The sequence below is a fragment of the Eubacterium sp. An11 genome (assembly GCF_002161065.1).
Lineage (GTDB): Bacteria > Bacillota > Clostridia > Lachnospirales > Lachnospiraceae > Anaerobutyricum > Anaerobutyricum faecale.
The window spans coordinates 71,230-94,421 of the sequence record NZ_NFLV01000011.1 but is presented as its reverse complement, the minus strand read 5'-3'; the positions used below and the strand labels follow the sequence as shown (position 1 = coordinate 94,421).

At 51.1% G+C, this 23,192-nt stretch carries 20 protein-coding genes and 2 pseudogenes; 3 read left to right on the top strand and 19 right to left on the bottom strand.

The window, feature by feature from the left end:
* Positions 1 to 70: 70 nt before the first annotated feature.
* From hydE to B5E53_RS10245, 13 genes and pseudogenes are all read right to left on the bottom strand, one after another.
* The gene (hydE, locus tag B5E53_RS10305; RefSeq protein ID WP_087314702.1) at positions 71 to 1,108 is read right to left on the bottom strand and encodes a [FeFe] hydrogenase H-cluster radical SAM maturase HydE; all 1,038 of its coding nucleotides are present in this window, start codon (positions 1,106 to 1,108) and stop codon (positions 71 to 73) included.
* A gap of 10 nt (positions 1,109 to 1,118) precedes the next feature.
* Positions 1,119 to 1,841 carry a tRNA threonylcarbamoyladenosine dehydratase gene (locus tag B5E53_RS10300; RefSeq protein ID WP_087314739.1) on the bottom strand — a complete coding sequence of 241 codons (723 nt, stop codon included), beginning with the start codon at positions 1,839 to 1,841 and terminating at the stop codon, positions 1,119 to 1,121.
* Positions 1,842 to 2,351: 510 nt separating this feature from the next.
* A pseudogene (locus B5E53_RS20130) lies at positions 2,352 to 3,011 on the bottom strand (nitrogenase component 1); the annotation flags it as partial.
* A 77-nt stretch (positions 3,012 to 3,088) separates the two neighbouring features.
* Positions 3,089 to 4,459: a nitrogenase component 1 gene (locus tag B5E53_RS10290; protein WP_343215630.1), complete on the bottom strand. Its 1,371-nt coding sequence runs from the start codon at positions 4,457 to 4,459 to the stop codon at positions 3,089 to 3,091.
* 18 nt (positions 4,460 to 4,477) lie between these two features.
* Complete coding sequence (locus B5E53_RS10285; RefSeq protein ID WP_087314700.1) at positions 4,478 to 5,248, bottom strand: nitrogenase iron protein NifH; 771 nt, start codon at positions 5,246 to 5,248, stop codon at positions 4,478 to 4,480.
* An 87-nt stretch (positions 5,249 to 5,335) separates the two neighbouring features.
* Entirely contained in the window at positions 5,336 to 5,587 is a 252-nt protein-coding gene (locus tag B5E53_RS10280) for a TM1266 family iron-only hydrogenase system putative regulator (protein ID WP_087314698.1), read from the bottom strand.
* 18 nt (positions 5,588 to 5,605) lie between these two features.
* The gene (gene hypE / locus B5E53_RS10275; protein WP_087314696.1) at positions 5,606 to 6,610 is read right to left on the bottom strand and encodes a hydrogenase expression/formation protein HypE; all 1,005 of its coding nucleotides are present in this window, start codon (positions 6,608 to 6,610) and stop codon (positions 5,606 to 5,608) included.
* Between the two features lie 648 nt (positions 6,611 to 7,258).
* Positions 7,259 to 8,314: a hydrogenase formation protein HypD gene (hypD, locus tag B5E53_RS10270; RefSeq protein WP_087314694.1), complete on the bottom strand. Its 1,056-nt coding sequence runs from the start codon at positions 8,312 to 8,314 to the stop codon at positions 7,259 to 7,261.
* Positions 8,315 to 8,366: 52 nt separating this feature from the next.
* The gene (locus B5E53_RS10265; RefSeq protein ID WP_087314692.1) at positions 8,367 to 8,576 is read right to left on the bottom strand and encodes a HypC/HybG/HupF family hydrogenase formation chaperone; all 210 of its coding nucleotides are present in this window, start codon (positions 8,574 to 8,576) and stop codon (positions 8,367 to 8,369) included.
* A gap of 97 nt (positions 8,577 to 8,673) precedes the next feature.
* Positions 8,674 to 11,166, bottom strand: a complete 2,493-nt coding sequence (gene hypF, locus B5E53_RS10260; RefSeq protein WP_242963624.1) for a carbamoyltransferase HypF — start codon at positions 11,164 to 11,166, stop codon at positions 8,674 to 8,676.
* Complete coding sequence (locus B5E53_RS10255) at positions 11,159 to 12,253, bottom strand: nitrogenase component 1 (protein WP_087314690.1); 1,095 nt, start codon at positions 12,251 to 12,253, stop codon at positions 11,159 to 11,161. The genes hypF and B5E53_RS10255 overlap by 8 nt, the downstream gene beginning before the upstream one ends.
* Positions 12,254 to 12,915: 662 nt before the next feature.
* Positions 12,916 to 14,307: a nitrogenase component 1 gene (locus tag B5E53_RS10250; RefSeq protein ID WP_087314688.1), complete on the bottom strand. Its 1,392-nt coding sequence runs from the start codon at positions 14,305 to 14,307 to the stop codon at positions 12,916 to 12,918.
* 54 nt (positions 14,308 to 14,361) lie between these two features.
* Positions 14,362 to 15,114, bottom strand: a complete 753-nt coding sequence (locus B5E53_RS10245) for a nitrogenase iron protein NifH (protein WP_087314686.1) — start codon at positions 15,112 to 15,114, stop codon at positions 14,362 to 14,364.
* A 676-nt stretch (positions 15,115 to 15,790) separates the two neighbouring features.
* Between B5E53_RS10245 and B5E53_RS10240 the strand changes: the two genes are divergently transcribed.
* The 3 genes from B5E53_RS10240 (at position 15,791) to asnA (ending at position 19,066) form a co-directional block, all read left to right on the top strand.
* Positions 15,791 to 16,405 carry a flavin reductase gene (locus B5E53_RS10240; RefSeq protein WP_087314684.1) on the top strand — a complete coding sequence of 205 codons (615 nt, stop codon included), beginning with the start codon at positions 15,791 to 15,793 and terminating at the stop codon, positions 16,403 to 16,405.
* A gap of 245 nt (positions 16,406 to 16,650) precedes the next feature.
* On the top strand, positions 16,651 to 18,042 hold the full coding sequence (gene asnS, locus B5E53_RS10235) for an asparagine--tRNA ligase (protein ID WP_087314682.1): 1,392 nt from the start codon (positions 16,651 to 16,653) through the stop codon (positions 18,040 to 18,042).
* 13 nt (positions 18,043 to 18,055) lie between these two features.
* Positions 18,056 to 19,066 carry an aspartate--ammonia ligase gene (asnA, locus tag B5E53_RS10230; protein WP_087314680.1) on the top strand — a complete coding sequence of 337 codons (1,011 nt, stop codon included), beginning with the start codon at positions 18,056 to 18,058 and terminating at the stop codon, positions 19,064 to 19,066.
* A 196-nt stretch (positions 19,067 to 19,262) separates the two neighbouring features.
* Here asnA and B5E53_RS10225 read toward each other — a convergent pair whose 3' ends face one another.
* The 6 genes and pseudogenes from B5E53_RS10225 to B5E53_RS19740 form a co-directional block, all read right to left on the bottom strand.
* Entirely contained in the window at positions 19,263 to 19,778 is a 516-nt protein-coding gene (locus B5E53_RS10225) for a GNAT family N-acetyltransferase (protein WP_087314678.1), read from the bottom strand.
* A 30-nt stretch (positions 19,779 to 19,808) separates the two neighbouring features.
* Positions 19,809 to 20,318, bottom strand: a complete 510-nt coding sequence (locus B5E53_RS10220; RefSeq protein ID WP_087314676.1) for a hypothetical protein — start codon at positions 20,316 to 20,318, stop codon at positions 19,809 to 19,811.
* Between the two features lie 76 nt (positions 20,319 to 20,394).
* Positions 20,395 to 21,036 carry a CatA-like O-acetyltransferase, family 2 gene (locus B5E53_RS10215; protein WP_087314674.1) on the bottom strand — a complete coding sequence of 214 codons (642 nt, stop codon included), beginning with the start codon at positions 21,034 to 21,036 and terminating at the stop codon, positions 20,395 to 20,397.
* A 42-nt stretch (positions 21,037 to 21,078) separates the two neighbouring features.
* A complete protein-coding gene (locus tag B5E53_RS10210) occupies positions 21,079 to 21,330 on the bottom strand; it encodes an SID1 transmembrane family member (protein ID WP_242963622.1) in 252 nt (83 codons plus the stop codon).
* 660 nt (positions 21,331 to 21,990) lie between these two features.
* Positions 21,991 to 22,473: a dCMP deaminase family protein gene (locus tag B5E53_RS10205; protein WP_087314670.1), complete on the bottom strand. Its 483-nt coding sequence runs from the start codon at positions 22,471 to 22,473 to the stop codon at positions 21,991 to 21,993.
* A 250-nt stretch (positions 22,474 to 22,723) separates the two neighbouring features.
* A pseudogene (locus B5E53_RS19740) lies at positions 22,724 to 23,095 on the bottom strand (SdpI family protein); the annotation flags it as partial.
* Positions 23,096 to 23,192 lie beyond the last annotated feature (97 nt).

The window sequence follows — 23,192 nt, the reverse complement described above, 5'->3', positions numbered from 1 at the left end:
CCCCGGATCTCAGACTGACCTCTCATATCCGCAGCAGCTGTTTTTTCGTGTATCTGGCATTCTTTTTTGTTTATCTTACGGCGTCTCCCCGGTCTGTCACCACCTGACATCCCACAGACTCCACTCTTTTTCTGAGGGAGGCAATACTTTGAGCCGCCTCCTCACCCGTGCAGATCTTATTATCGTAAAGACTGTAATCCTTCCGGTTTTTCTCCGGAGACAGATTTGGCATGATGACATTTGCCCCGGCCAGCAGTCCTTTTTCCCGTCCGACAGGATCCATCGTACCCAAAGCTGTGGTTGCCGGCAGCAGCACTTTGGGAAGAAGAATCCGGATGACGGAGAGAAGAAACAGTGTCATCTCCACGCTGCCCGCCTGTTCTTTGGCATAGCGGGTATCATGGTGTGGAATAAAGGGACCGATCCCCACCATCTCCGGCTGCAGTTTTTGCAAAAACAGCAGGTCTTTCGCCATGTGTTCCAGTTTCTGTCCCGGGGATCCGACCATAAATCCCGCACCCACCTGATAGCCCAGCTCTTTCAGATCATACAGGCACTGAATCCGGTGGGAAAAATTCATCCCCTCCGGATGCAGACTGCGGTAATGAGCCGCATCGGCCGTCTCATGGCGGAGCAGATACCTGTCTGCTCCGGCTTCCCGGAATTTCCGGTAGCTGTCCTTTTCCCGTTCCCCGATGGACAGAGTAATGGCACAATCCGGATACTCTTCCCTGATCTGCCGGATCAGCTCCGTCATCCTTTCATCGGTAAAATACGGATCTTCCCCGCCCTGCAGCACAAAGGTCCTGTATCCAAGGCCATATCCCTCCCTGCAGCAGGAAAGGATCTCTTCCGTGCTCAGACGGTATCTGCGCACATGAGGATTATCCCGGCGGATGCCACAGTAATAACAGTTATTCTTACAATAATTGGTGAACTCGATAAGGCCCCGGATGTAAACCTGATTGCCATAATAGTTCCGGCAGAGAGCGAGAGCCTCCCGGCGCAGTGTTTCCCGCACGGCAGCATCTCCGGACTGCTGCAGCAGCAGAACAAATTCTTCTTCTGATAAGGTCCTCTCTTTTAAAAACCGGCTGACAATATCCATATGATCATCCTCATTTCTCCTGAATGTCCTGTTTGCCGTCAATGAGATCCCGGATGACCTCCCCGGCGGCGACAAGTCCCGCCGCAGACGGCACAAAAGCGACGCTTCCCGGCATACGGGAGCCGGTCTTGATGGCCTCTTCCCGGGAATAAACCACTTTCAGCTTTTTCACGTTCCGTTTCTTCAGTTCCCGGCGCATGACCCTGGCCAGTGGACAGACAGAGGTTTTGTAAATATCCGCCACCTCAAACCGGGTCGGATCCAGCTTATTACCGGCGCCCATACAGCTGATGACCGGCACTCCCGCTTTCCGGGCCTGCACAGCAATATCAATCTTGGCCGTCACCGTATCTATGGCGTCCACCACGTAGGAGTAGGAGGCAAAATCAAAATCTTCAGCCTTTTCCGGCAGATAGAAACAAGGGTGTACCTCCACTTCAGCGTCCGGATTAATAGACCGGATCCTTTCCCGCATCACATCCACTTTCAGCCGCCCGATGGTATCTTCCGTGGCAATGATCTGTCTGTTTAAATTAGAACGGCTGACCCTGTCTTTGTCAATAAGAACAAAGGCTCCCACGCCGCTTCTTGCCAGCGCTTCCACCACGTATCCGCCGACGCCGCCGACGCCAAAGACCGCCACCCGGGCTTTTTTCAACTTGTCCATGGCCTCGCTTCCCAACAGCATCTCTGTCCTGGAAAACCGGCCTTCCGTCAAACCGTTTTCCTCCATCCAGCCGGTGAGAAACCGTACGCTGCAAAGATCCGGAATGTCTTTCCGGTAAATTCTTCCCGAAAATGCCTCATGCGGCAGAGGATAAAAAGGCACCCCTTCCGGGCAGATGGGCCGGTACATGGGATCGGCGATGATCCCCGCCGCCCCGCGAAGGGCCACGGCGATCTCCTCCTCACTTTCCAGCCGAAGGCAGCTCTCCGGATCCATCAGCTCCTCTTCTGTTTCCAGGGGGCAGATCACCCGTGTCTTACAACCGCTGCTCTCGCTGACCGCCCGGGCCAGAGACTGCGTGATAACGGCTTCTCCGATCAGGTAAACCGCAGCTTCTTCCGGACTTTTTATTTCTGCCGGCTGCCGGACTGCAGATGTGCCGGCAGCAGCGACACTCTCCGGATCGCCACCGGCCGCATCCGCTTCGTCCCGGGACGCCCGGTAAGCCACCCGGCACCGGCCGTCCCGCCTCGCCGCTTTCATGGAAGAAAGCAGCTCATCGGCAAACGGTTCCACCGGCATTCCGGCCACATAAGGCGTGCCAAAGCGCTCATAAAGCACCTTTGCCGCAGGAAGGCCTACCGAAGAAACTACCACATTGACATCTGCTTCTCCCGCGCGGCTGACTGCCTCCGGGCTGCTTCCCATGGCGAAGGTGCTGATGATCCTGCAGCCGCGGTGTTCAAAAAACGCCTGCATGGACGAGAGGGTGCTGTTGACAGAAAAGTCCAGCGGCGTCACGCCCAGCAGATTGATCTTCATCGAAGCCGGCGGCGCTGCTATTTTGCCGGCCGGCATCTTCTCCGGCGGCTCCGCCACCATTTCTTCCGCGATTGTCTTCATGGCCATTCCCGCGCCCTGCACATAGGAGTGCATGCCGTTGGTGGCAAAGTAAAATACCGGAAGCCCGGTCTCCCGGGCAATGATATCCCGTATCGCCTCAAAGTCCGTCCCGATCATCATGGGAACCGGCGTGCGGACCAGGGCGATAAACCGCGGCGATAATTCTTTCGCCGCCCGGACGATATCATCCATAAATTTCTCATCGTTTCCCATGATGGCGTCGATTTCCGACAGGCCGGAGATAAAGACCAGACTGTCCTGGTCATACCAGCGGGGTTCATCATGGGTATTGTAGGTGGAATTGCATCCGGAAGGATCATGAATGACCACCATGCCGCCCAGCTCATAGAGGGCTGAGCAGACGCCGGAGACGTCCGCCGTGTAAGTTGATAGGATTACTGATACCTGTTTCATATGCAGCTCATACACCCCAATCCTTTTCGTACTATCAGGTCTTTTGTGTCCCTGGTATGATAAAACGCATCCCGGATGCGCTCACAGAGCTCCAGAATGCCGGCGTAGCCGTACAGCCCGCCACCTTCCACCATGTTGACAAAGTGCCCGGTCTGATGGAAGTAGGCCGCTTTCTGTCCAATGGCAAGCACCCGCTCCGGACGCCGGGGCAGGACCCGCATGCCGGCGTGGATGGTCGCACATACCTCCACCTCCGGCGCATGGTCTTTCAGCCACTGCCAGTCGTCTTTTTCCTCCGGGGAAAAACTGTCCGCATAAATGCGGATCACCGAAAAACCGTGGGACAAAAGGAGCCGGGCAAGACCCAATACCCTCGGCGCTGCCGCCGCGTCCACCGCCACCGGCATACCGTCAAGGAGTGCTCTCGTCTCCTCCAGCTTCGCCTCGCATTTTTCCCTCAGGGACGTCGTGTCCGACGCGGCAAGACCCAGAGTCTCAGCCAGCAGAGCCAGCTCCCGGTCTATCTCCCGGTAATCAAAGGTCTGTGGTAAATAAAGGAACTTCATCCCCAGACGTTCCGAGAGCTTCTCCCCTCCTGCCCTGGCCGCCGGGTACGTGACGATATTTAAAAAGCTCTCCGCCATGGAGAGATATTCTTCAAAAGTCTCACAGGCCGTGATATCTTTTACCGTATATCCACCGGCCTTAAGCAGCGCAAACATCTCACAGTCCGGCTGCAGCGCCAGATCATTTCCCACAATGTTGATCTGGCGTGGATTTTTCTCCCTCTCTTCCAGGCAGTCATACATGGCCATCCGCAGTTTCTGGTCCGGCGTCATGCCGCCTTTCTGCATGATCGGATCCATGTAACATTCCAGAAACCGCTGTTCTGGGAACCGCTCTCTGAGCGCCCGGTAAATATACGGGATATCGCAGCCCATAAAATGATGCAGACAGACGGTAAACAGCAGAACCACCGTCGGTTTCCGTTTTAATTTATGCAAAATCTCCGATACCCCGTCGATGACCAGCTCTTCCATTCTGCCGTCGGTGAGATCTTCCTCACAGAGGGCAATGGTGGAAAAACGATCCACCGCTCCCATTTCCGCTGCCGTGAGAACCACACCCCGGTTGCAGTTGGCCGCGCAGACATAAATCTGATGGGAGCCCGGGATGAGCATTCCCGTATGCACGATATTCCATGTGCCGTGGGCCGGGCTGTTATATTCCAGTCCCGGCAGGAACGGAGACGGCCAGGCGGCGTCTTTCATGGAGACAATTTCCTTTTCTGTGACGGAAGGCTCCGGACATTCCCATGCTTCCCGGCGCTCCAGGGCCTCCCGGTTTCCATGTATCATATTAAGCATTTTTCTTCTCCCTGAAATCTATTTCTGTTCATCCGCTTCCCGGCAGACTGCAAGGATCTGCTCTGCCAGCCGGCGGTATTCCTGCGCCATCTCACTGTCCGGCTGTGCCTCCAGCACCGTCATAGCCTGCTCCTCGGCATCTGTGACGGTCTCGCTGCGGTTCAGCGTCCCGATCACCCGGCTGTGGATATCCCCGCAGAGTTCCTGTACCTTCTCTTCCTCATGCTTTACATTTCTTCGGTTTAAGATCAGGCCGCCCAGCTTCGCGTAACCGCGGTTTTTAAAGTTCTCCACCGCCATGGCAATATTGGCTGCCGCGTGGATGGCCATATTTTCTCCGGAAGTCAGCACGAAGACCTGGTCGGCGTAGCCGCCCCGCATGGGCATGGAAAATCCGCCGCAGACCACATCACCCAGCACATCGTAGATCACCACATCCGGCTGGTAGGTCTCATAGGCCCCTTTTTCTTTCAGCTTCTCCAGGGCCGCGATGATGCCCCGGCCGGCGCATCCCATGCCCGGCGCCGGCCCTCCGGCCTCCACGCAGAGGACACCCCGGTATCCTTCCATGACCATATCTTCTAATGTAAAATCATTTTTCCTGTCTCTTACCAGATCAAGGACAGTCTCCATGGGCGCGCCGTGCCGCAAAAGCACCGTGGAATCCGCCTTCGGATCACATCCGATCTGCATCACCGTCAGTCCCTGCTCCGCCATGGCCACCGCCACATTGGAGATGGTGGTCGATTTGCCAATGCCGCCCTTTCCGTATACTGCTATCTTAATCATCGCATTTCTCCTCGCAACATTTCTCATTTTATAAAGCAGCACGCCGACAGCTTCACCATTCAGCGCACTGACCGTTTTTCAGATTTCTCACACTTTCGCGTAAGCCACCTTGGAGGTTACTCCGGAAAGCCGTCCGATGCGGCCGGACAGGGTACTGATCACATTCTGCGGAGCGTCCACCACAAGACTTATGATATTAATACCCCTGGCCCGGTAGGGAATTCCCATACGGCCCACCATATATTCGGCATATTCATGTATGATGTCATTGAGTTCTGCCGTTGTATCTGTATTTTCCACGATGATGGACAAAACGGCAATTCGTGTTTCCGCCTCCATGACCGGTCACATCCTTTCTTAACAGATTCTTGGAAGCAGCTCGCCTCTCGGCTGCGGCAGCAGCGTCTCGGCTCCGATTTCCGTGGTCATAACCACCCGGCCCGGCATTTCTTCGGTCACCTCTCCGATAATGGCGGCATCTTTGGTGTATTTTCCCTGGCGAAGCTTCTCCACGATGGCTTCCGCCTGCTCTTTTGGCGCAAAGATCACCAGCCGGCCCTCACAGGCCAGATAGAGCGGCTCCAGACCGAGCATGCCGCAGACTCCCTTTACGCCAGGCTGCACCGGGATCTTTTTCGCGTTCAGGCGGATACCCACCTGACTCTGTCCCGCGATCTCATACAGCACCGTGCCGACGCCGCCCCGGGTGGCGTCCCGGATCACGTGGATATCTTTTGTCACAGAAAGCATATCCTCCACAGCTCCCCAAAGCGGCGCGCAGTCGCTGGTCACATCGGCGGCAATGCCGAACTCTTCTCTCTCCAGCAAAATCGTACAGCCATGGCGGCCGATGTCTCCGCTGACGATCACCGCGTCGCCCGGCTCCGCCTTCTTGCCGGAAGTCTCCACGCCGTCCTGCACCTGTCCGATACCAGTGGTTGTGATAAAGACGCCATCCACCTGTCCCCGCCCGGCTACCTTCGTATCTCCTGCCACGATCTTCACGCCGGCTTCTTTGGCCGTCGTTTCCATGGCAGCGGCGATTTTTTCCAGTTTTTCCATAGGGAATCCTTCCTCAATGACAAAAGCACAGGAAAGATAAAGTGGTTTCGCTCCCATGCAGGCCAGGTCGTTGACCGTGCCGCAGATGCTGAGTTTTCCGATGTTGCCTCCCGGAAATTCCGACGGCGATACGATAAACCCGTCGGTGGTAAAGGCAAGTTTTCCTGCTTCCACCGAAAGTACTGCCGCATCATCGCTGGTCAGATCCGGATTGGCAAAATGTTCTTTAAATACTTTATCAATCAGCTCGGCGGTCTGCCTGCCGCCGGCTCCGTGAGCCAGAGTTACTGTTTCATTCATAATCTTTCTCCTTATTTATATTTTGGGATTTGTAAATCTCTGTGCAGCATACAGGAGGCTGCTTTACCGAAGACAAGGCATTGATAAAAGTTCTCCTCCTCCACTTCGGCAGGCTGGTACTTGTCTATAGCTGTATATCAAAATCATCGGACGCCTGCGCTCACAGTCGTCGTCAAACCTTATCAATGGCTTGTCTTCTCCAAATGCAGTCTGTGTGCATAGAGATTTACAAGAATCCTGGCTACCTTGGCGAAACAACAGATTGTGACAGTTTTTGACTGTTAAACGGTTCATCGATGATAACAAAAATACCTGGTTCAAACTGATACAAGAGCTGCCTATGCGGCTTCCTCTGCTGGTTCATGCCAGACAGACACGACTGTAAATTTTGGTATCCGCTATTCGTCTGTAGCCATAGCCTGCTGTTTCGCCAACGTAGCACAGGATGTTTGTAAAGATGGAACAAAGGCTTTTCAACAGGCAGATGACGTTTTGGACACATACGGCTTTCGACCGCGAGCTGTGAGGGAGGACTGGGAAAGATATCTCGCAAGGATACCCCTGGTCAGTCCGACGGAGGGCCGAGACGGGCGAATCCGTATGTGCCCTTACGTCATTGTCTGTCTGAGCAGATAGCTGTTACCATCTTTACAAATCCTGATTCTCTCCGTACTGATAAAAAGCAGAGCAGGCTCCCTCGCCGGATACCATGCAGGCGCCCACCGGATGCAGCGGCGTACAGCCTTTTCCAAACAGCGGACACTGGGTCGGTGTACATTTCCCCTGCAGCACTTCCCCGCAGCGGCAGGCCGGATTACTCCGTCCTTCCATCTTCGGAACGCTGTATTTTATCCTGGCGTCAAAGTTCTGATATTTCTCCCTCAGTTTCAGACCGGACTGCGGAATCATGCCAAGCCCTCTCCACTCGGAATCGCAGGCTTCCATCCACTCGTCCATGAGTTTCCTGGCCGGCAGGCTACCCTGGGCTGTCACCACTCTCTTATATGCATTGGCAAAAAACGGCTTCCCCTCCGGGAATTTTTTCAGAATCACGGCAAAGGCTGCCAGAATCTCTTTGGCCCCGAAGCCAGCCACTACGCCGCTGATGCCTTCCCCGGCCAAATCCTCACAGAGCTTCGTTCCCATGATGGCGTTGACGTGGCCCGGATAAAGAAATACATCGGCGCTGCCTTTTAAAGCCTTGTACGCCTGCGGCATAGTTTTGTTGGCAGTCAGCAGGGAATAATTATCAAGTCCCGCCTCTGACGCCATCTTCACGGACAGGCAGGAAGCCGGCGTGGTGGTCTCAAAGCCCACAGACAAAAAGACCACCTGCTCGTCCTGGTGTTCTTTTGCATACTGGAATGCATCCGTCGGTGAATATACCACCTGGATCTTTCCGCCCTCCGCTCTCGCCGCCGCCAGACTTTTTTCGCTGCCCGGCACCCGGACCAGATCCCCGAAGGTACAGATGGTCACCTGTTTTTCCAGTGCCAGCCACACCGCCTCATCAATGAAATCCGCCGGCGTCACACAGACCGGGCAGCCCGGACCGGAAATCAGGTTTACCTGCTCCGGCAGCAATTTCCGGATGCCCAGCCGGAAAATCTCGTGGGTATGGGTGCCGCAGACCTCCATGATCCGCACCGGCGGCCCGTCATAGTTCTCAATTATCTCTCTGGCTGTCTTTAATGTATCTTTCATAACAGCTCCTCCAAAATCTCTTCAAATTCTTTATGGCATTTCTTTAAAAAACTTACAGCAGCTCCTCCAGGATCTCATCGGCTTCTTCTTCTTCGTCCTCCTGAATCTTCGCGATAGCGATCCCTGCGTGAACCATCACATAGTCGCCCGGCTCCACATTTTCAAGCAGCTCCGTGGAAATCTCTCTCCTGGCGCCGGACGCGTCCACCACTGCCATTCCGTCTTTCATGGTTACGATCTTTGCTGGTAAGCCTACACACATGGCTGTTCCTCCTTTTTCTTCAATTACTGCTACAAATATTATATCTTTTTAAACGTTATATCATATCAAATGTTACATCACCTTAAATATCGTATCACTACTGCCGTTCTTTGCGCTGCAGATACGCCATGGCCGCCACTGCTTGTCCGAGACAGATACCGCCGTCATTGGGCGGAATCAGGTGATGGGTCAGCACATGGAATTTCTCTTCTTCCAGTCGTTCCACACTGTACCGGAGCAGCAGAAGATTCTGATACACTCCTCCGCTTAAAGCCACGGTATTTCTTCCGGTCTGCCGGCGGATCTCCATGCAGGCCGCTGCGATCATCTCCGCCAGTTCCCGATGAAACAGCCAGGCCAGATAGCCAGGTTCTTCCCCCGCCTGCCTGCCCTCCGCCACCATCCGGATCAGACTGCCGGTTTTCAGCAGAAACTGCCGTTCATCCCCCTGTCCACCACCGTCCGCTTTCCTGACGGCATCCTCAACGGGCATCGTCAACAGATATTTTTGTTCATCCTGAGGGATTACGGGTTCTACTCCCGTCTCCTCCCCACATTTCTTCAGATAGGCTTCCGCGGCAAACTGCAGGGAAGTGGATGCCTCCCCCTCAAAGGTGGAGCTCCGGCAGATGCCCAGCAGCGCACTGACCGCATCAAAAAGACGTCCGGCACTGGTGGATGTCACGGTGTTGATACCCCTCTCTGCCATTTTGCAAAGAATCGCCGCCTCCTGGCCGGTGCACAGTTTCCACTCCTGTGCCTTCCGGCAGGCTTCCTCCTCCCCGTAAATATCTTTTAGCAGGGAAACGGCAATGCGCCAGCCTTCCTTTGCAGACAGGTCGCCGCCCACCTGAAGGAAAGGCTCCACCGACGCCATGCGGGTAAATCCCCCATAATCGGCGGCCAGGATCTCGCCGCCCCAGATGCTGCCGTCCGTGCCGTAACCGGTACCGTCAAAGGAAACGCCGATGACCGGTTCTCTCCAGTCGTTTTCCGCCATACAGGATAAAATGTGAGCATAGTGATGCTGTACCTTGAGAAGCGGCAGTCCCAGTTCTTCGGCGGTCGCCGTGGTATTGTAACCGGGATGCATGTCACAGGCCGCCAGCACAGGCTTCGCCTCCAGCAGCCGGCACATGCGCTCCATGGATTCTGTCAGTGCCCGCACGGTCCGCACATCACCCATGTCTCCGATATACGGCGACGGATACAGCAGCGCATTTTTCCCCACACAGAAGGTATTTTTCAGCTCGCCGCCCACCGCCAGCACCTCTCCCTGCCAGTCCGCACTCATCATGACCGGCAGCGGTGCATAGCCCCTGGAACGTCGGATCATATACGGTTCTCCCCGGAAGAAATCCATCACTGTATCATCGGCCCGGATCCGGATCAGACGGTCGTGGGATAAAATGATATCACAGAGACCCAAAAGCTCCCGGCGGGCATCTTCGTCATCCCGGCAGATGGGAGCCCCGGACGTATTGGCGCTGGTCATCACCAGACAGTCGGACACCTCCGTGTCATCATTATAATCAAAAAGAAGCAGCTGAATGGGTGCATAAGGAAGCATCACTCCCACTTTCGGATTGCCCGGTGCCACCGACGGACAGAGTTTCCCGCCCGGTTTCCGGGGCAGCAAAACAATGGGCTTTTGATGACCGTCCAGAATCTCCTCCCGGGCTGCATCCACCCCGCATTCTCTTTTTACCGTCTCCATATCTTTCATCATGACGGCAAAGGGCTTCATCGGCCGCTTCTTCCTGCGGCGCAGCAGAGCCACCGCTTCCTCATTAGAAGCGTCACAACACAAATGAAAACCTCCAATTCCCTTGATGGCGGCAATGCCGCCCTCACTGATCACCTTCCGCACCCGGCGGATGGCGTCGGCGCCCCGGACGATCCCTGCACCTTTTGCACAACCGGCATTTTCATCCAGCAGATACACCTGCGGCCCGCAGTCATTGCAGCAGACCGGCTGGGCGTCATACCGCCTGGTCTCCGGATGCGTGTATTCCCACTCACAGGTTTCGCACATGGGAAACTCCGCCATGCTGGTCCGCTCCCTGTCATAGGGCATGGCGTCTAAGATCGTCAGCCTCGGCCCGCAGCAGGTACAGTTGATGAAAGGGTGCAGATATCTCCGGTTATTTTTATCGTACATTTCTTCCTTACATTTTTCACAGATGGCAATGTCCGGGGACACAAAAATATCTCCCTGGATCTTCCCGCTCTCTATGATGGAAAATGTATCAAAGACCGGAGCCTTTTCCTGTTCTTCCACATCCATCTTCAGGATCACCGCCCGCTCCGGCGGCCGCTCTTTAATATCCCGGCAGAAATTCTCCAGATTCTCTTTCTGACCCTGCGCCCATATTTCCACATAGGGTCCCATGTTGCACACACTGCCACGGATATGGTTTTTCTCCGCGTGCCGGCTTACCGTGGGCCGGAAACCAACGCCCTGCACAATGCCGAAAACACGGATGCAGATTGTCTGCCGGCCATCCTTTACCGATGTCACTTCGGGCTTTGCCCTTTCTGTCTGATTTTCTTTTTTGATGATCTTTTCTTTCTCCATCCGTTTATACATGCCTCTTTCCGGAAACCGCAAAATGCGCAAGCGGCAGGAAGTCCCCGGCGTACTCCGGCACCGCCCGCATAAACAGATTCTCTCCGATGATCAGGTCGTAACCGCCGTCCTGTACCAGAGAAATCCACTGGTCTTCCTCTTTCAGATGAATATCTCCTGCTTCTTTTAATTCTTTTTCCAGCATAAACCAGGAGGCGACTGTAATCTCTGCATCGCTGTGCTCCCGGACAGCCTCTCTCAGAGAATTGGCCAGCACCTGCTGATGAACAATGAGGACTTTCTTTCGTTCTTTCCTGACTATCTCTTCCATCAGCGTCTCAAATCCCGGGAGAATCGGAAGCGGATACTCTGCTTCATACGGGGTGCCGTATTTCTTTTCCAGATATCTGGCCGCCGCCAGCCCTGCCGGAGCGATGACCAGATTTTTCTCCACCCGTCCCGCCTGTTCCACAGTGTCAAGGCCCGCACCCATGCCGTAAGAAAATACCTGCTGCCAGCCTTTCCTTTGATAATACTGTTTCAGAGCATCCGGTTCTTTTGTCTCCACCACATCCATCGGTGTGGCTCCGATGATTCCAAGGGTGCCCGGAAGGATATCTCCGCTTCCTTCCGCCACTGTACCCTTCCCGGAAAAGATCCCCTTTCCTGTAAAGGTACGGAACAGTTCCAGAGAAGCTTTTTTCACGCCGTCATCGTATAATTCCATGCCGCCCGTATCTACTGTCACCGTCGGAAAACCCGTTTTCTTCTCGATCATCCGCTTTAAAGCAGAATAGTCTGTCCCGATCACCGCCGGAACCGGTGTTCCGATCACCGCCACAAAGTTACCATCTATTTTTTCGCAGGCTTTGCTGATTTTTTCCACCAGCTTGTCATCTCTTCCGAGAATAGCGTCCATATCCCGCAGTCCCGCGCTGAATATGGCGCTCTTGCTGTCAAACCATCGCGGTTCGTCAAAACCGCAGACATTTCCCGCACAGCCGCCGGCATCCAGTATAATCACCAGACCGCCCAGTTCACAGAACACAGCGGTGGCGCCGGACTGATCCGGGGCAAACGGGGCGATATATTTTCTAAGTCCTTTCATATTGTCTCCTTTTGCTTTCTAAAATTGGGATTTGTAAATCTCTGTGCAGCATACAGGAGGCTGCTTTACCGAAGACAAGTCATTGATAAAAGTTCTCCTCCTCCACTTCGGCAGGCTGGTACTTGTCTATAGCTGTATATCAAAATCATCAGACGCCTGCACTCACAGTCGTCGTCAAACCCTATCAATGGCTTGTCTTCTCCAAATGCAGTCTGTGTGCATAGAGATTTACAAGAATCCTGGCTACCCTGGCGAAACAACAGGTTGTGGCAGTCGTTGACCGTTGAATGGTTTCATCGTCGAAAATTCAATTTCCAGCAGTATCTGAAGCCTGATAAAACGGTTAATTCACAAAGTGAAACAGCCAGGAGAAAAGTCGATCATCCTGCGAGCCAGCCACGAATAACCTGATATATTCATCATTAATGAATATCTGCTGCTTTGTCAACGTAGCACAGGATTTTTGTAAAGGTGGAACAAAGGTTTCTCAACAGGCAAATGACGTTTTGGTCACATACGGTTTTCGACCGCGAGCTGTGAAGGAGGACTGAAGTAGTCATTTTACAATGATACCTCTGGTCAGTCCGACTGAGGGCCGAGACGGGCGAATCCGTATGTGACCTTACGTCATTGTCTGTCTGAGCAGATAGCTGTTACCACCTTTACAAATCCCTACATTTCAATACCTCCTCACATGCCGCAAAGAAATGCCGCACACCCGCGTATCCAAACGGCTGGATATCGTCGCTCCATTCCAGATGCGCTGCTTCCGGATGGTAGTAAGCGGCGTCTTTTCCGATGGTAATATCTGCCGGCGCTTCCGCGCAGTCGTAGTAGATCATAGTCGGTTCCAGGTTGGAATAGACGCGGGTTTCCGGGCTTAACTGCGCAATCTTTTCCAGGTAGAGGAAATCATTTTCTCCGATGCTGGCAAAGATTTCCGCCACAGAGAAGCCATAGCGGATCAGCGCCAGGGAAAGCTCGAAAGCATTTCCGTTGCAGCCTTCGCCCACTGAAAACGTCAGTTTCGGATATTTTTCTTTGAAATCTTTCACGGCCGTTTCCGCCTGCGCGCGGTATGTGCTGTCATCCATCTTCACCCCGATGGCCGCGGCGAACAGCTCGTACTGCCGGGCGATTTTATCCATCTGATAAAGTCTGGTCAACTCAATCCACGGAATGTTCAGCCGTTTGCGGATATCTTCCGCCGCATATCTGGCCTCCGGGTCCAGCACCAGATTAAAATTCGCCTCCGCCATGGACAGATATTCCTCATAGCTTTCACAGCGGGAAATTTCCCGGATGGTTTTCACCCCCGCCTGCCGCAGCAGTTCATAAAGCTCGCAGTCGTCCATGAGCGGCGCAAAATGTCCCAGCAGGTTCACCGAAGTGCTTTTTTTCTTCCGCGGCTCCAGCAGAGAATAAATGGACTGGCGCACATGAACCATCGGCGGTTTCCGTCCCTCTCTTGTCAATGCGTACATATAACAAGGAAGCACCGGAATACCCACAGTCTCCTGTGCCTTTTTACAGACCCGCTCCATATCGGTGCCCAGCAGCGCATCCACACAGGTGATACAGATCATCACCACCGTCGGCTTTTCTTCCCTGCCGTCATAAATCTCCTGCACTGCCTGCGGGATTTTCTTCAAATGTCTTCCGGTGACAATATCGGTCTCGTCCATCATCAGATAATAAAACCGGTCGCTGTAACCGCCCAGTTCACTTAAAATTGTCGTATTTCTTCCACAGCACCCCGGCGCCACCAGAAGCATCACCGAACCCGGAATCGCGAGTCCTGCCCGCTTTACACCGAACCCCTGAGCTCCCGGTGAGTTAAAGGCCAGCGTGGCCGGCGAACTGTAGATCAGATGCCTGTTAATGATCATCTCATCGGCCAGAGCATCCTTCCCCGCCTCTACCAACTCCCTGGCAGTCAGGCAGAACGCCCGGCGTCCTTCCTTCTCTTCTCCCACAGAACAAGATTCACAGGCCCCCGGTGCATTCTTCGTACCTGGGACTTTATTGTCTGTCTCCACTGTCGTTTTGTTCATTCTTCACTTCCTCCCTCTATCCTTCTTCATATAAATGTAGCTTCAAACCGACAACTACTCTGCTGCCAGCAGTTCCTCCGCCAATTTCAAAAATGACCGGCTCACTTCACAATCCGGGTCTCCTTCCACCACCGTCTTCCCGCGGTCTTCGTAGTAGGTGATTTCCGGGCTGCGGGCGATTTCTCCGACGATCGGCAGACCTGCGGCGTCGGCAAAGGCCTGCACTTTTTCTTTTTCATTTTCCACATTGCGGTGGTTGAGTACGATGCCGTAGACCTTCGCGTAGCTTCTGTCCTCGAAGTTTTTGACGGCCGTGTTGATGTTGTTGGCGGCGTAGAGCGCCATTTTCTCACCAGAGGTCACAATGAGCACATTGCTGGCGTAGCCTTCCCGGATCGGAGCGGCGAAACCTCCGCAGACCACATCGCCTAACACGTCATAAAGCACAACATCCGGCTGCCGTTTCTCAAAAAGTTCCAGATCCTCCAGCAGCTGGAATGTGGCGATGATGCCTCTTCCGGCGCAGCCAAGGCCCGGCGTCGGGCCGCCGGTCTCAATGCAGAGGACGCCGCCGAAGCCCTCTTTGGAAATATCTTCGATGGTTTCCGGATCCTCATCATATTCTCTCATGTAATTCATCACCGGCATCGGCGTGGTGCCGCCCAGTAAATTAATGGTGGAATCTGCCTTCGGATCACAGCCAATCTGGATTACCTTTTTGCCAAGGGTGGCGAAAGCCGCTGCCAGATTGCTGGTGATGGTGGATTTGCCAATGCCGCCTTTTCCGTATATCGCGATTTTTAACATAAAAAAACTCCTTTTATTTTCACTGCCCTTCCGGCAATGGAAATAAAGGAGTTCTGATCGCAAAAGAAATATTTCAGGATATGAATTACCATCGTCAATAATATAACATCGTCCTGCCGGAATTCCTCCAGGGACTTTGCAAAACATGCAGATACCACCTCAAAAGAACAGACTCTGCCCTTCTATCTGTTTTCGGCTTCATGCCAGATATCCCGGCATCTGTTCCGTACATTTTCTGTGGTCCTGCCGCATCCTGCTTTTGAATCTTCTGTTTTCTCTATCGTCTCAACGATTTCTCCTCAACTATTCCCGCTCGGTATTCCTTGCCGTCAGAGCTGATTTTCATTTGTATACAGGATATCATAAACCTCTGTATGAGACAAGCAAAATTATTCTGTTTTCTGTACATATTATAACTGTTCAGTCATGATATCCCGGAAACACTCTGCTGACACAGCTGACCGGTCACATGGCCAAAGCGCTTTATAAATTAATAATAATTACTATTTTTATTGTTGAACATTACTCGCATGTCTGTTATAATTATCTAAAAATAACAATGAACAGCTTTGCAGATGGATTCCACCAACAGATATCCTTACAGACGTTTCTGCTTTGGCCGTCTGTATTTTCCGCGCGGCTTTCATCTTCAGAGACCAGAGAAAGGAGTTTACTTATGGATAACAGCGTAATGTTTTCACTGACTTACGGATTATTTGTTGTGACCGCCAAAGAAGGCGATAAAGATAACGGATGTATCACCAATACCGCTGCGCAGGTTACCGATACACCGCTTCGAATCTCCCTGACAGTCAACAAAGCCAATTATACTCATGGTATGATCGAGCGTACCGGTGAATTTAATGTATCCATCCTGTCAGAGAAGGCAAGTTTTGACACCTTCAAACATTTTGGCTTCCAGAGCGGACGGGATGTGGACAAGTTTGACGGTTATACCGCCGCTAAGAGAGCAGACAACGGCATCTGCTATATCACCGAGGGAACCAATGCTTATATTTCCGCAAAGGTAGTGCAGAGCATTGATCTTGGCACTCATACTATGTTCATCGCCGACGTCGTCGCCGGAGAAAAGCTTTCCGATGATCCGTCCACCACTTACACCTATTATCAGAAAAATATCAAACCGGCTCCGGCAGCTCCAAAAACCGGAAAGGTGACCTGGGTCTGTCAGATCTGCGGTTATGTGTATGAGGGAGAAGAACTTCCGGCTGATTTCATCTGCCCGCTGTGTAAGCACGGAGCCATTGACTTTAAAAAAGTAATCTCATAACAGTGTATGAACAGAGAGGAGAAGGATTTTTCTTCTCCTTTTTTATTTTTCGCTTGTTCCTGTTTTGTTTCATGTCCGCCCCTGACATATTTTCTATCGTTCTGTCCGGAAAAAATCCACCTCATTCTTGCACTATTTTTTAGAATATAGTAGACTATAACTCGAGTATGCGCCGTGTTTTCTGCAAAACTGACGCAGAAGCACAGAAAAACAAAAACTAAATAAAAAGCAAAGGAGCTTTGAGAATGGAACTGACATCAATTAAAGATTTGTACAGGAATCGGGAGCAGTATCTCAATCAGGAAATCACCATCGGCGGCTGGCTGAGAAGCAAACGAGATTCCAAAACTTTTGGATTCCTGGTAGTCAACGACGGTACTTTTTTTGAACCGCTGCAGGTGGTTTATTCAGATACCCTCAGCAATTTTGCCGACATCACCAAGCTGAATGTGGGCGCTGCGTTAATCGTAAAAGGCACCCTTGTGCCGACCCCGCAGGCAAAACAGCCGTTTGAGGTGCAGGCCAGCGAAGTGCAGATTGAGGGTGCATCTGCTCCGGATTATCCGCTGCAGAAAAAACGCCACAGTTTCGAATATCTCCGGACGATTTCCCATCTCCGTCCCCGGACCAATACCTTCCAGGCGGTATTCCGTGTGCGCTCTTTGATCGCCTACGCGATTCACAAGTTTTTCCAGGAGAGAGATTTCGTCTACGTGCACACCCCGCTGATCACAGGAAGCGACTGCGAGGGTGCCGGAGAAATGTTCCAGGTGACCACACTGGATCTTCAGAATATCCCGAAAACTGCTGACGGCACTGTGGACTTCACAAAAGATTTTTTTGGCAAACCGACCAACCTGACTGTCAGCGGCCAGTTGAACGGAGAAACCTACGCCATGGCATTTAAAAACATTTATACGTTCGGACCGACGTTCCGGGCGGAGAACTCCAATACCACCAGACATGCGGCCGAATTCTGGATGATCGAGCCGGAGATGGCATTTGCCGACCTGCAGGATAATATGATTCTTGCAGAGAGCATGTTAAAATACGTGATCAACTATGTCCTGGAAAATGCGCCGGAAGAAATGGAGTTCTTCAACAAATTTGTGGATAAAGGACTCATCGAGCGTCTCCGCCATGTGGCAGAATCTGATTTTGCCCATGTGACCTACACCGACGCCATTGCCATCCTGGAAAAACACAATGATGAATTTGAATACAAGGTAAGCTGGGGCTGTGATTTACAGACAGAACACGAGCGTTATCTGACAGAGAAAGAATTTAAACGTCCGGTATTCGTCACTGACTACCCGAAAGAAATCAAGGCCTTCTATATGAAGATGAACGAAGATAATAAGACGGTAGCCGCCATGGACTGCCTGGTTCCAGGAATCGGAGAAATCATCGGCGGAAGCCAGCGTGAAGATGATTACGACAAACTGGTGGCAAGAATGGATGAACTGGGACTGAACAGAGAAGATTATGAATTTTATCTGGATCTTCGTAAATATGGTTCCGCAAGGCATTCCGGTTTTGGCCTCGGTTTTGAGCGCTGCGTCATGTATCTGACAGGCATGAGCAACATCCGTGACGTCATTCCATTCCCAAGGACCGTTAACAACTGCGAATTATAGGAAGGGGATTTTTATGAGTCAAATCGTTATTCCGGAGGGGTACAAACCTCTCCTGAATTTAAAAGAAACACAGATTGCCATCAAGCAGGTCAAAGACTTTTTCCAGCGGGAACTGGCCGCAGAGCTGAACCTGAAACGAGTGTCCGCTCCGCTTTTCGTTTCCCCGGAATCCGGCCTCAATGATAACTTAAACGGCGTGGAACGCCCGGTAAGCTTTGGCGTCAAAGAGCAGGACGACAAACCTTTTGAGATCGTCCACTCTCTCGCCAAGTGGAAACGTCTCGCGTTAAAACGTTATAATTTCAACGTGGGAGAAGGTTTATACACAGATATGAACGCCATCCGCCGGGATGAGGATACCGACAACATCCACTCGATCTTCGTGGATCAGTGGGACTGGGAAAAAATCATTCCGGAAGACGAAAGAAATGAACAGACTCTCCGGGATACGGTCAAGGCCGTATATGAGGCTCTGCGTGTCACAGAAAAATATGTGGCCAACAAATACGACTATGTGGAATGTTTCCTCCCGGAAGAGATCACTTTCATCACCACCCAGGAACTGGTGGATCTGTATCCGGGCATGAGCGCCAAAGAGCGGGAATACGAGATCGTCAAAAAATACGGCGCCGTTTTCTTAATGCAGATTGGCGACATTCTCTCCAACGGCGAAAAACATGACGGCCGCGCGCCGGACTACGATGACTGGAAATTAAACGGCGACATCCTTGTTTACTATCCGGTTCTGGACATCGCCCTGGAGCTCTCTTCCATGGGTATCCGTGTCAACGCGGAAAGCCTTGCCGAGCAGCTGAAAAAAGCCGGCTGCGAAGAAAGAGCCAAACTGCCATTCCAGAAAGCTTTACTGGAAGGCAAGCTTCCGCAGACTATCGGCGGCGGCATCGGCCAGTCCCGCATCTGCATGTTCTTCCTGCGGAAGGCTCACATCGGCGAGATTCAGGTTTCCGTATGGCCGGACGAGATTTATGATGAGGCGGCTGCAAGAGGCATTACGATCCTGTAAAGACAGAGACTTTTTCATTACAGAGGTATTACGATCCTGTAAAGGCAGAGGCCTTTTCATTACATAAGAATTTCTATTAAAGAAAGATGCCCGAATACCACTTTCCTTGTCTTGAACGAATGACAAAGATATGGTTTCGGGCACTTTTTGTTCTTGCTATCTATCTCCGCTGCTGTATGCTCTCTTATCAAAGATACTATTTGTTTTTTCTATTGATATCTTGCTCTTTCCACTCCATCAAAAACTCCGCCTCTCCCGTATTCTCATCCACATCGGAGTATCTCACATGAAATCCCTCCCGCTGATAAAAATGTATGGCACGGTCATTTTTTTCATAGACCTGCAATGTGAGTCTCCTTCTGCCCTTCTTTGCATGGTCAAGCAGCTGCTTTCCCACTCCCCGGGACTGTTCTCCTTCTTTCACAAAGATTCCGGCAATATAGCCGCCGGTGATACCGATGAATCCGGCCAATCTGCGGACAGTATGTTCTCTGATATCCGCGGCCGCCTCTTCGTATATCTTCCCGGCTGCCCGGACATTTTTTTCATCTGTTTCAAACACATACACTTCTACCCGGGGCAGCATTTCTTTCACCATCTCATAGTGGCTGCTCCAGTAATCAGAAGCAATAAAATCATGAGCTTTCTGATTGGTTTCCAGCCAGATGGACATAACCTCCTGCAAATCTTCCGGTACAAATTTTCTGATCATGTTGCTGCTCTTCTCTCCCTATGTCTGTTTTTATAAATCTTTCATCAGCAGGATGGAGCCCATCACATAGCCGCAGTCCCATTTTTTATACTGGCACTCTTCCATGCGGAAAAACGGGTGTTTAAACACGCAGGCCCAGCCGTCAATATCATATACCGGCAGTTTTTCTCCTTCCGGCATCGTAACGACCCGAAGGGTATCCGGAAGTTCCAGCCCGGTGATTTCCTCATCACTGTAAATGTGCTGCTGGTAATCCGGAATAGATAAAAACCTGCCGCAGAACAGAAAATCCAGTGTTCTTATGTACACTTTTCCACCCGGCAGATCCTCCTCGCCGGGAATCTCATGTATCCTTTCTTTCGCTTTTATCTTTTGAATGTCCACCCCGATGGATGCAAAAAAATCTTTCTGAGCCTGAGACATTTTGTCATAAAACTTTTGGTTGATATCCCTGTCCTCCGCACAGTCATTCTCCTCATAAAATTGTCTGGTGGCATCGACGTCAACGTCAATTTTCCACGGATGAAAATTCATAATCATTATATACTATCTCCTCCAAATATTTGTAATCTCCCCTGTGTTATTGATTATATACTGCCTTTTTTGCCCAATTATTTTAAATCGCCCTGTTTTCTGCAATTTCTTCCGCCAAAATATCCACCTTTCTCTGCACATTTTCCAGAAATTCACAGGCCTCCATGCCATCCATCTGCACATGGTGAAACTGAAAGGACAACGGCAGTTTCACCCTCTCTGACTCTGTTCTGTATTTGCCCCAGATCAGAAAAGGATTATTAAAAATGCCGCTGTACATATTCACCGCTCCGTCAATATCATACTTTACCAGACTGGACGTCCCCACGATCATGTGATCCTGTATTTCATGATCAACACAGGTCCGCCGCACCTGTTCTGTCAGTTCCAGATATCTGGCATTGAACGTTTCCAGACTGCTCTCAAACGGGATATCACAGGAATTAATGCCGCCGTTTTCATTGGCAACAATGACATTGATACCAATCTTGTCATACTCCATCATCTTTTTTCCCACCGGAAGAAGCCGGAATTCTCCGGTCCCGGCCGCTGCCTGCAGGATACAGAAACACAACAGCATGTTCAGCTTATATCCGCTTTCCTTAAGCCGCATCAATCTGGTGATATCTAAGGTTTTAAATATTGTCACCATGGGCATCGGCGCGTCAATATACATCTGCCAGCTCACAGCCCTGTTCGTATCCATCGGATTTACTTCACGCATACTTCCTCCTTTTCCGGATTGATTAATTGCATCACTCAGAATTTATACAATAAACCGACTGATCAGACCAACTATAATACAAGCTGTCCCCGCAATCCTCACCCCCATTTTAGCCTTTTTCTCATTATATCTATATCTTTCAGGAAAAACAGGATTTATAATAAATAAAAGACCATATATGACCCACACAATATTCGAAAATATACCGTTATGAGAAACAAACGCAAGCATATTTCCAGCTAAGATCAGTACAATTCCGAAAATGATTTGTCTTTTAAATGTTAATTTTCCCATGTACATTACCTCCCTGAAAATTTGGATTTGTAAAGGTGGTAACAGCTATCTGCTCAGACAGACAATGTCGCAAGGACACATACGGATTCGCCCGTCTCGGCCCTCAGTCGGACGGTCCAGGGATATCTTTATGAGATGTCTTCCCCAGTCCTCCTTCACAGCTCGCGGCCGAAAGCCGTATGTGTCCAAAACGCCATCTGCCTGTTGAGAAACCTTTGTTCCACCTTTACAAAAATCCTGTGCTACGCTGACAAAACAGCAGGTTATGGCTACAGATGAATCAGCGGATACCAAAATTTACGGTCGCGTCTGTCTGACATGAACCAGCAGAGCGATCTGCACAGGTAGCGCTTCTGTCGGTTTGAATCAGGTATTTTTGTTATCATCGATGGGACCGTTTAATAATCAAAACTGCCACAATCTGTTGTTTCGCCAGGGTAGCCAGGATTCTTTGTAAATCTCTATGCACGCAGACTGCATTTAGAGAAGACGAGGTATTGATATGGTTTGACGACGACTGTGAGCGCAGGCGTCTGATTTATATTGACGAAATACAGCCAAATACCAGTCTGCCGAAGTGGAGGAGGAGAACTTTTATCAATGCCTTGTCTTCGGTAAAACAGCCTTCTGTGGGCTGCAAAGAGATTTACAAATCCCAATCTAATGATGCCACATCAGCTTTTCCGCTGGCACGATCACATACGCATCCGCATCCCCTCCTGTACGCATGATCACATTTCGTATTCCTGCCTGGATGATCAGTCTGGCACAGAGCGGACAGGGCCGCGCCCGGTGGATGGAATTATCAGAAGGATTGATACCTGTCAGATATAAATCCGCTCCTATGGTCTGCTCTCTGGAACAATTCAGCAGAGCATTCTGCTCCGCATGAATGGCGCGGCAGATATCATACCCCTCTCCCTGATGCATATTTCTCTCCATCCGCGGACAAATCCCGATATCACAACAATTATCATATCCTCTTGGCGAACCATTATAACCCGTCGACACCACCACATCATTTTTTACAATGACAGCTCCGTACTTTCTTTTAATACAGGTACTGCGATAGGCAAATGCCTCCGCCACATTTAAATAAGTATCTATTTTTGATACCCGATGTTTTCCGTCCGGTTTAATCATGATTCTCCTTTCTAAGCAGCAGTCCAATCACCGTCCCGGCTCCCAGACCGATGCTGACGCCAAAAATCATGCATACAGGCAGCTGTCCCGTCCAAACTCCGACAATCACTCCTGCCCCTATGCCAAAACACATTCCCAGAGACATGCAAAGCGCCAGTGCATTTTCTTCTTTTTCAGAAAACTGATTCTTGGTAACATGATCATCCTCCGTTTTTTGATCATAACCACCTTCCGGTGTTCCTGAAAACAACCTTCTCCCTTTTTTATCAAAATACCTGCGAAGTCCCCGTTCTGTCATAATAATGGAGACACAAAGCGGAACAATCTGAATCAGGCAGATGACCAGCCCCAAAACTCCCACGGTATCCTCGTCTTTTCCCACGCTCAAAAACATAAGCGCCACGGACAGCACAAGAAGAATCCACCCACAAATGTACCAAATCTTTCCGCAGTACTGATGAGCAAATATCCAGGTATCCCTATTCTTCATTGACATGGTTGTTCGATACCCATATATACTGTTGATCTCCTTCGGCGGTTTCTTCTGCCATCTCTTTCCAAATCCAATCATGACAGCAGGAATCAACAGATCACAAAACAGCATAAATATCCAGAATCCCATATCCTTCTCTCCCAATTTTAATGACACAGACTTCTTTTGCCAATGCAATATATAACAGAATCCGTATTTCACAGCCACAGAAAATACCGCTGTGACC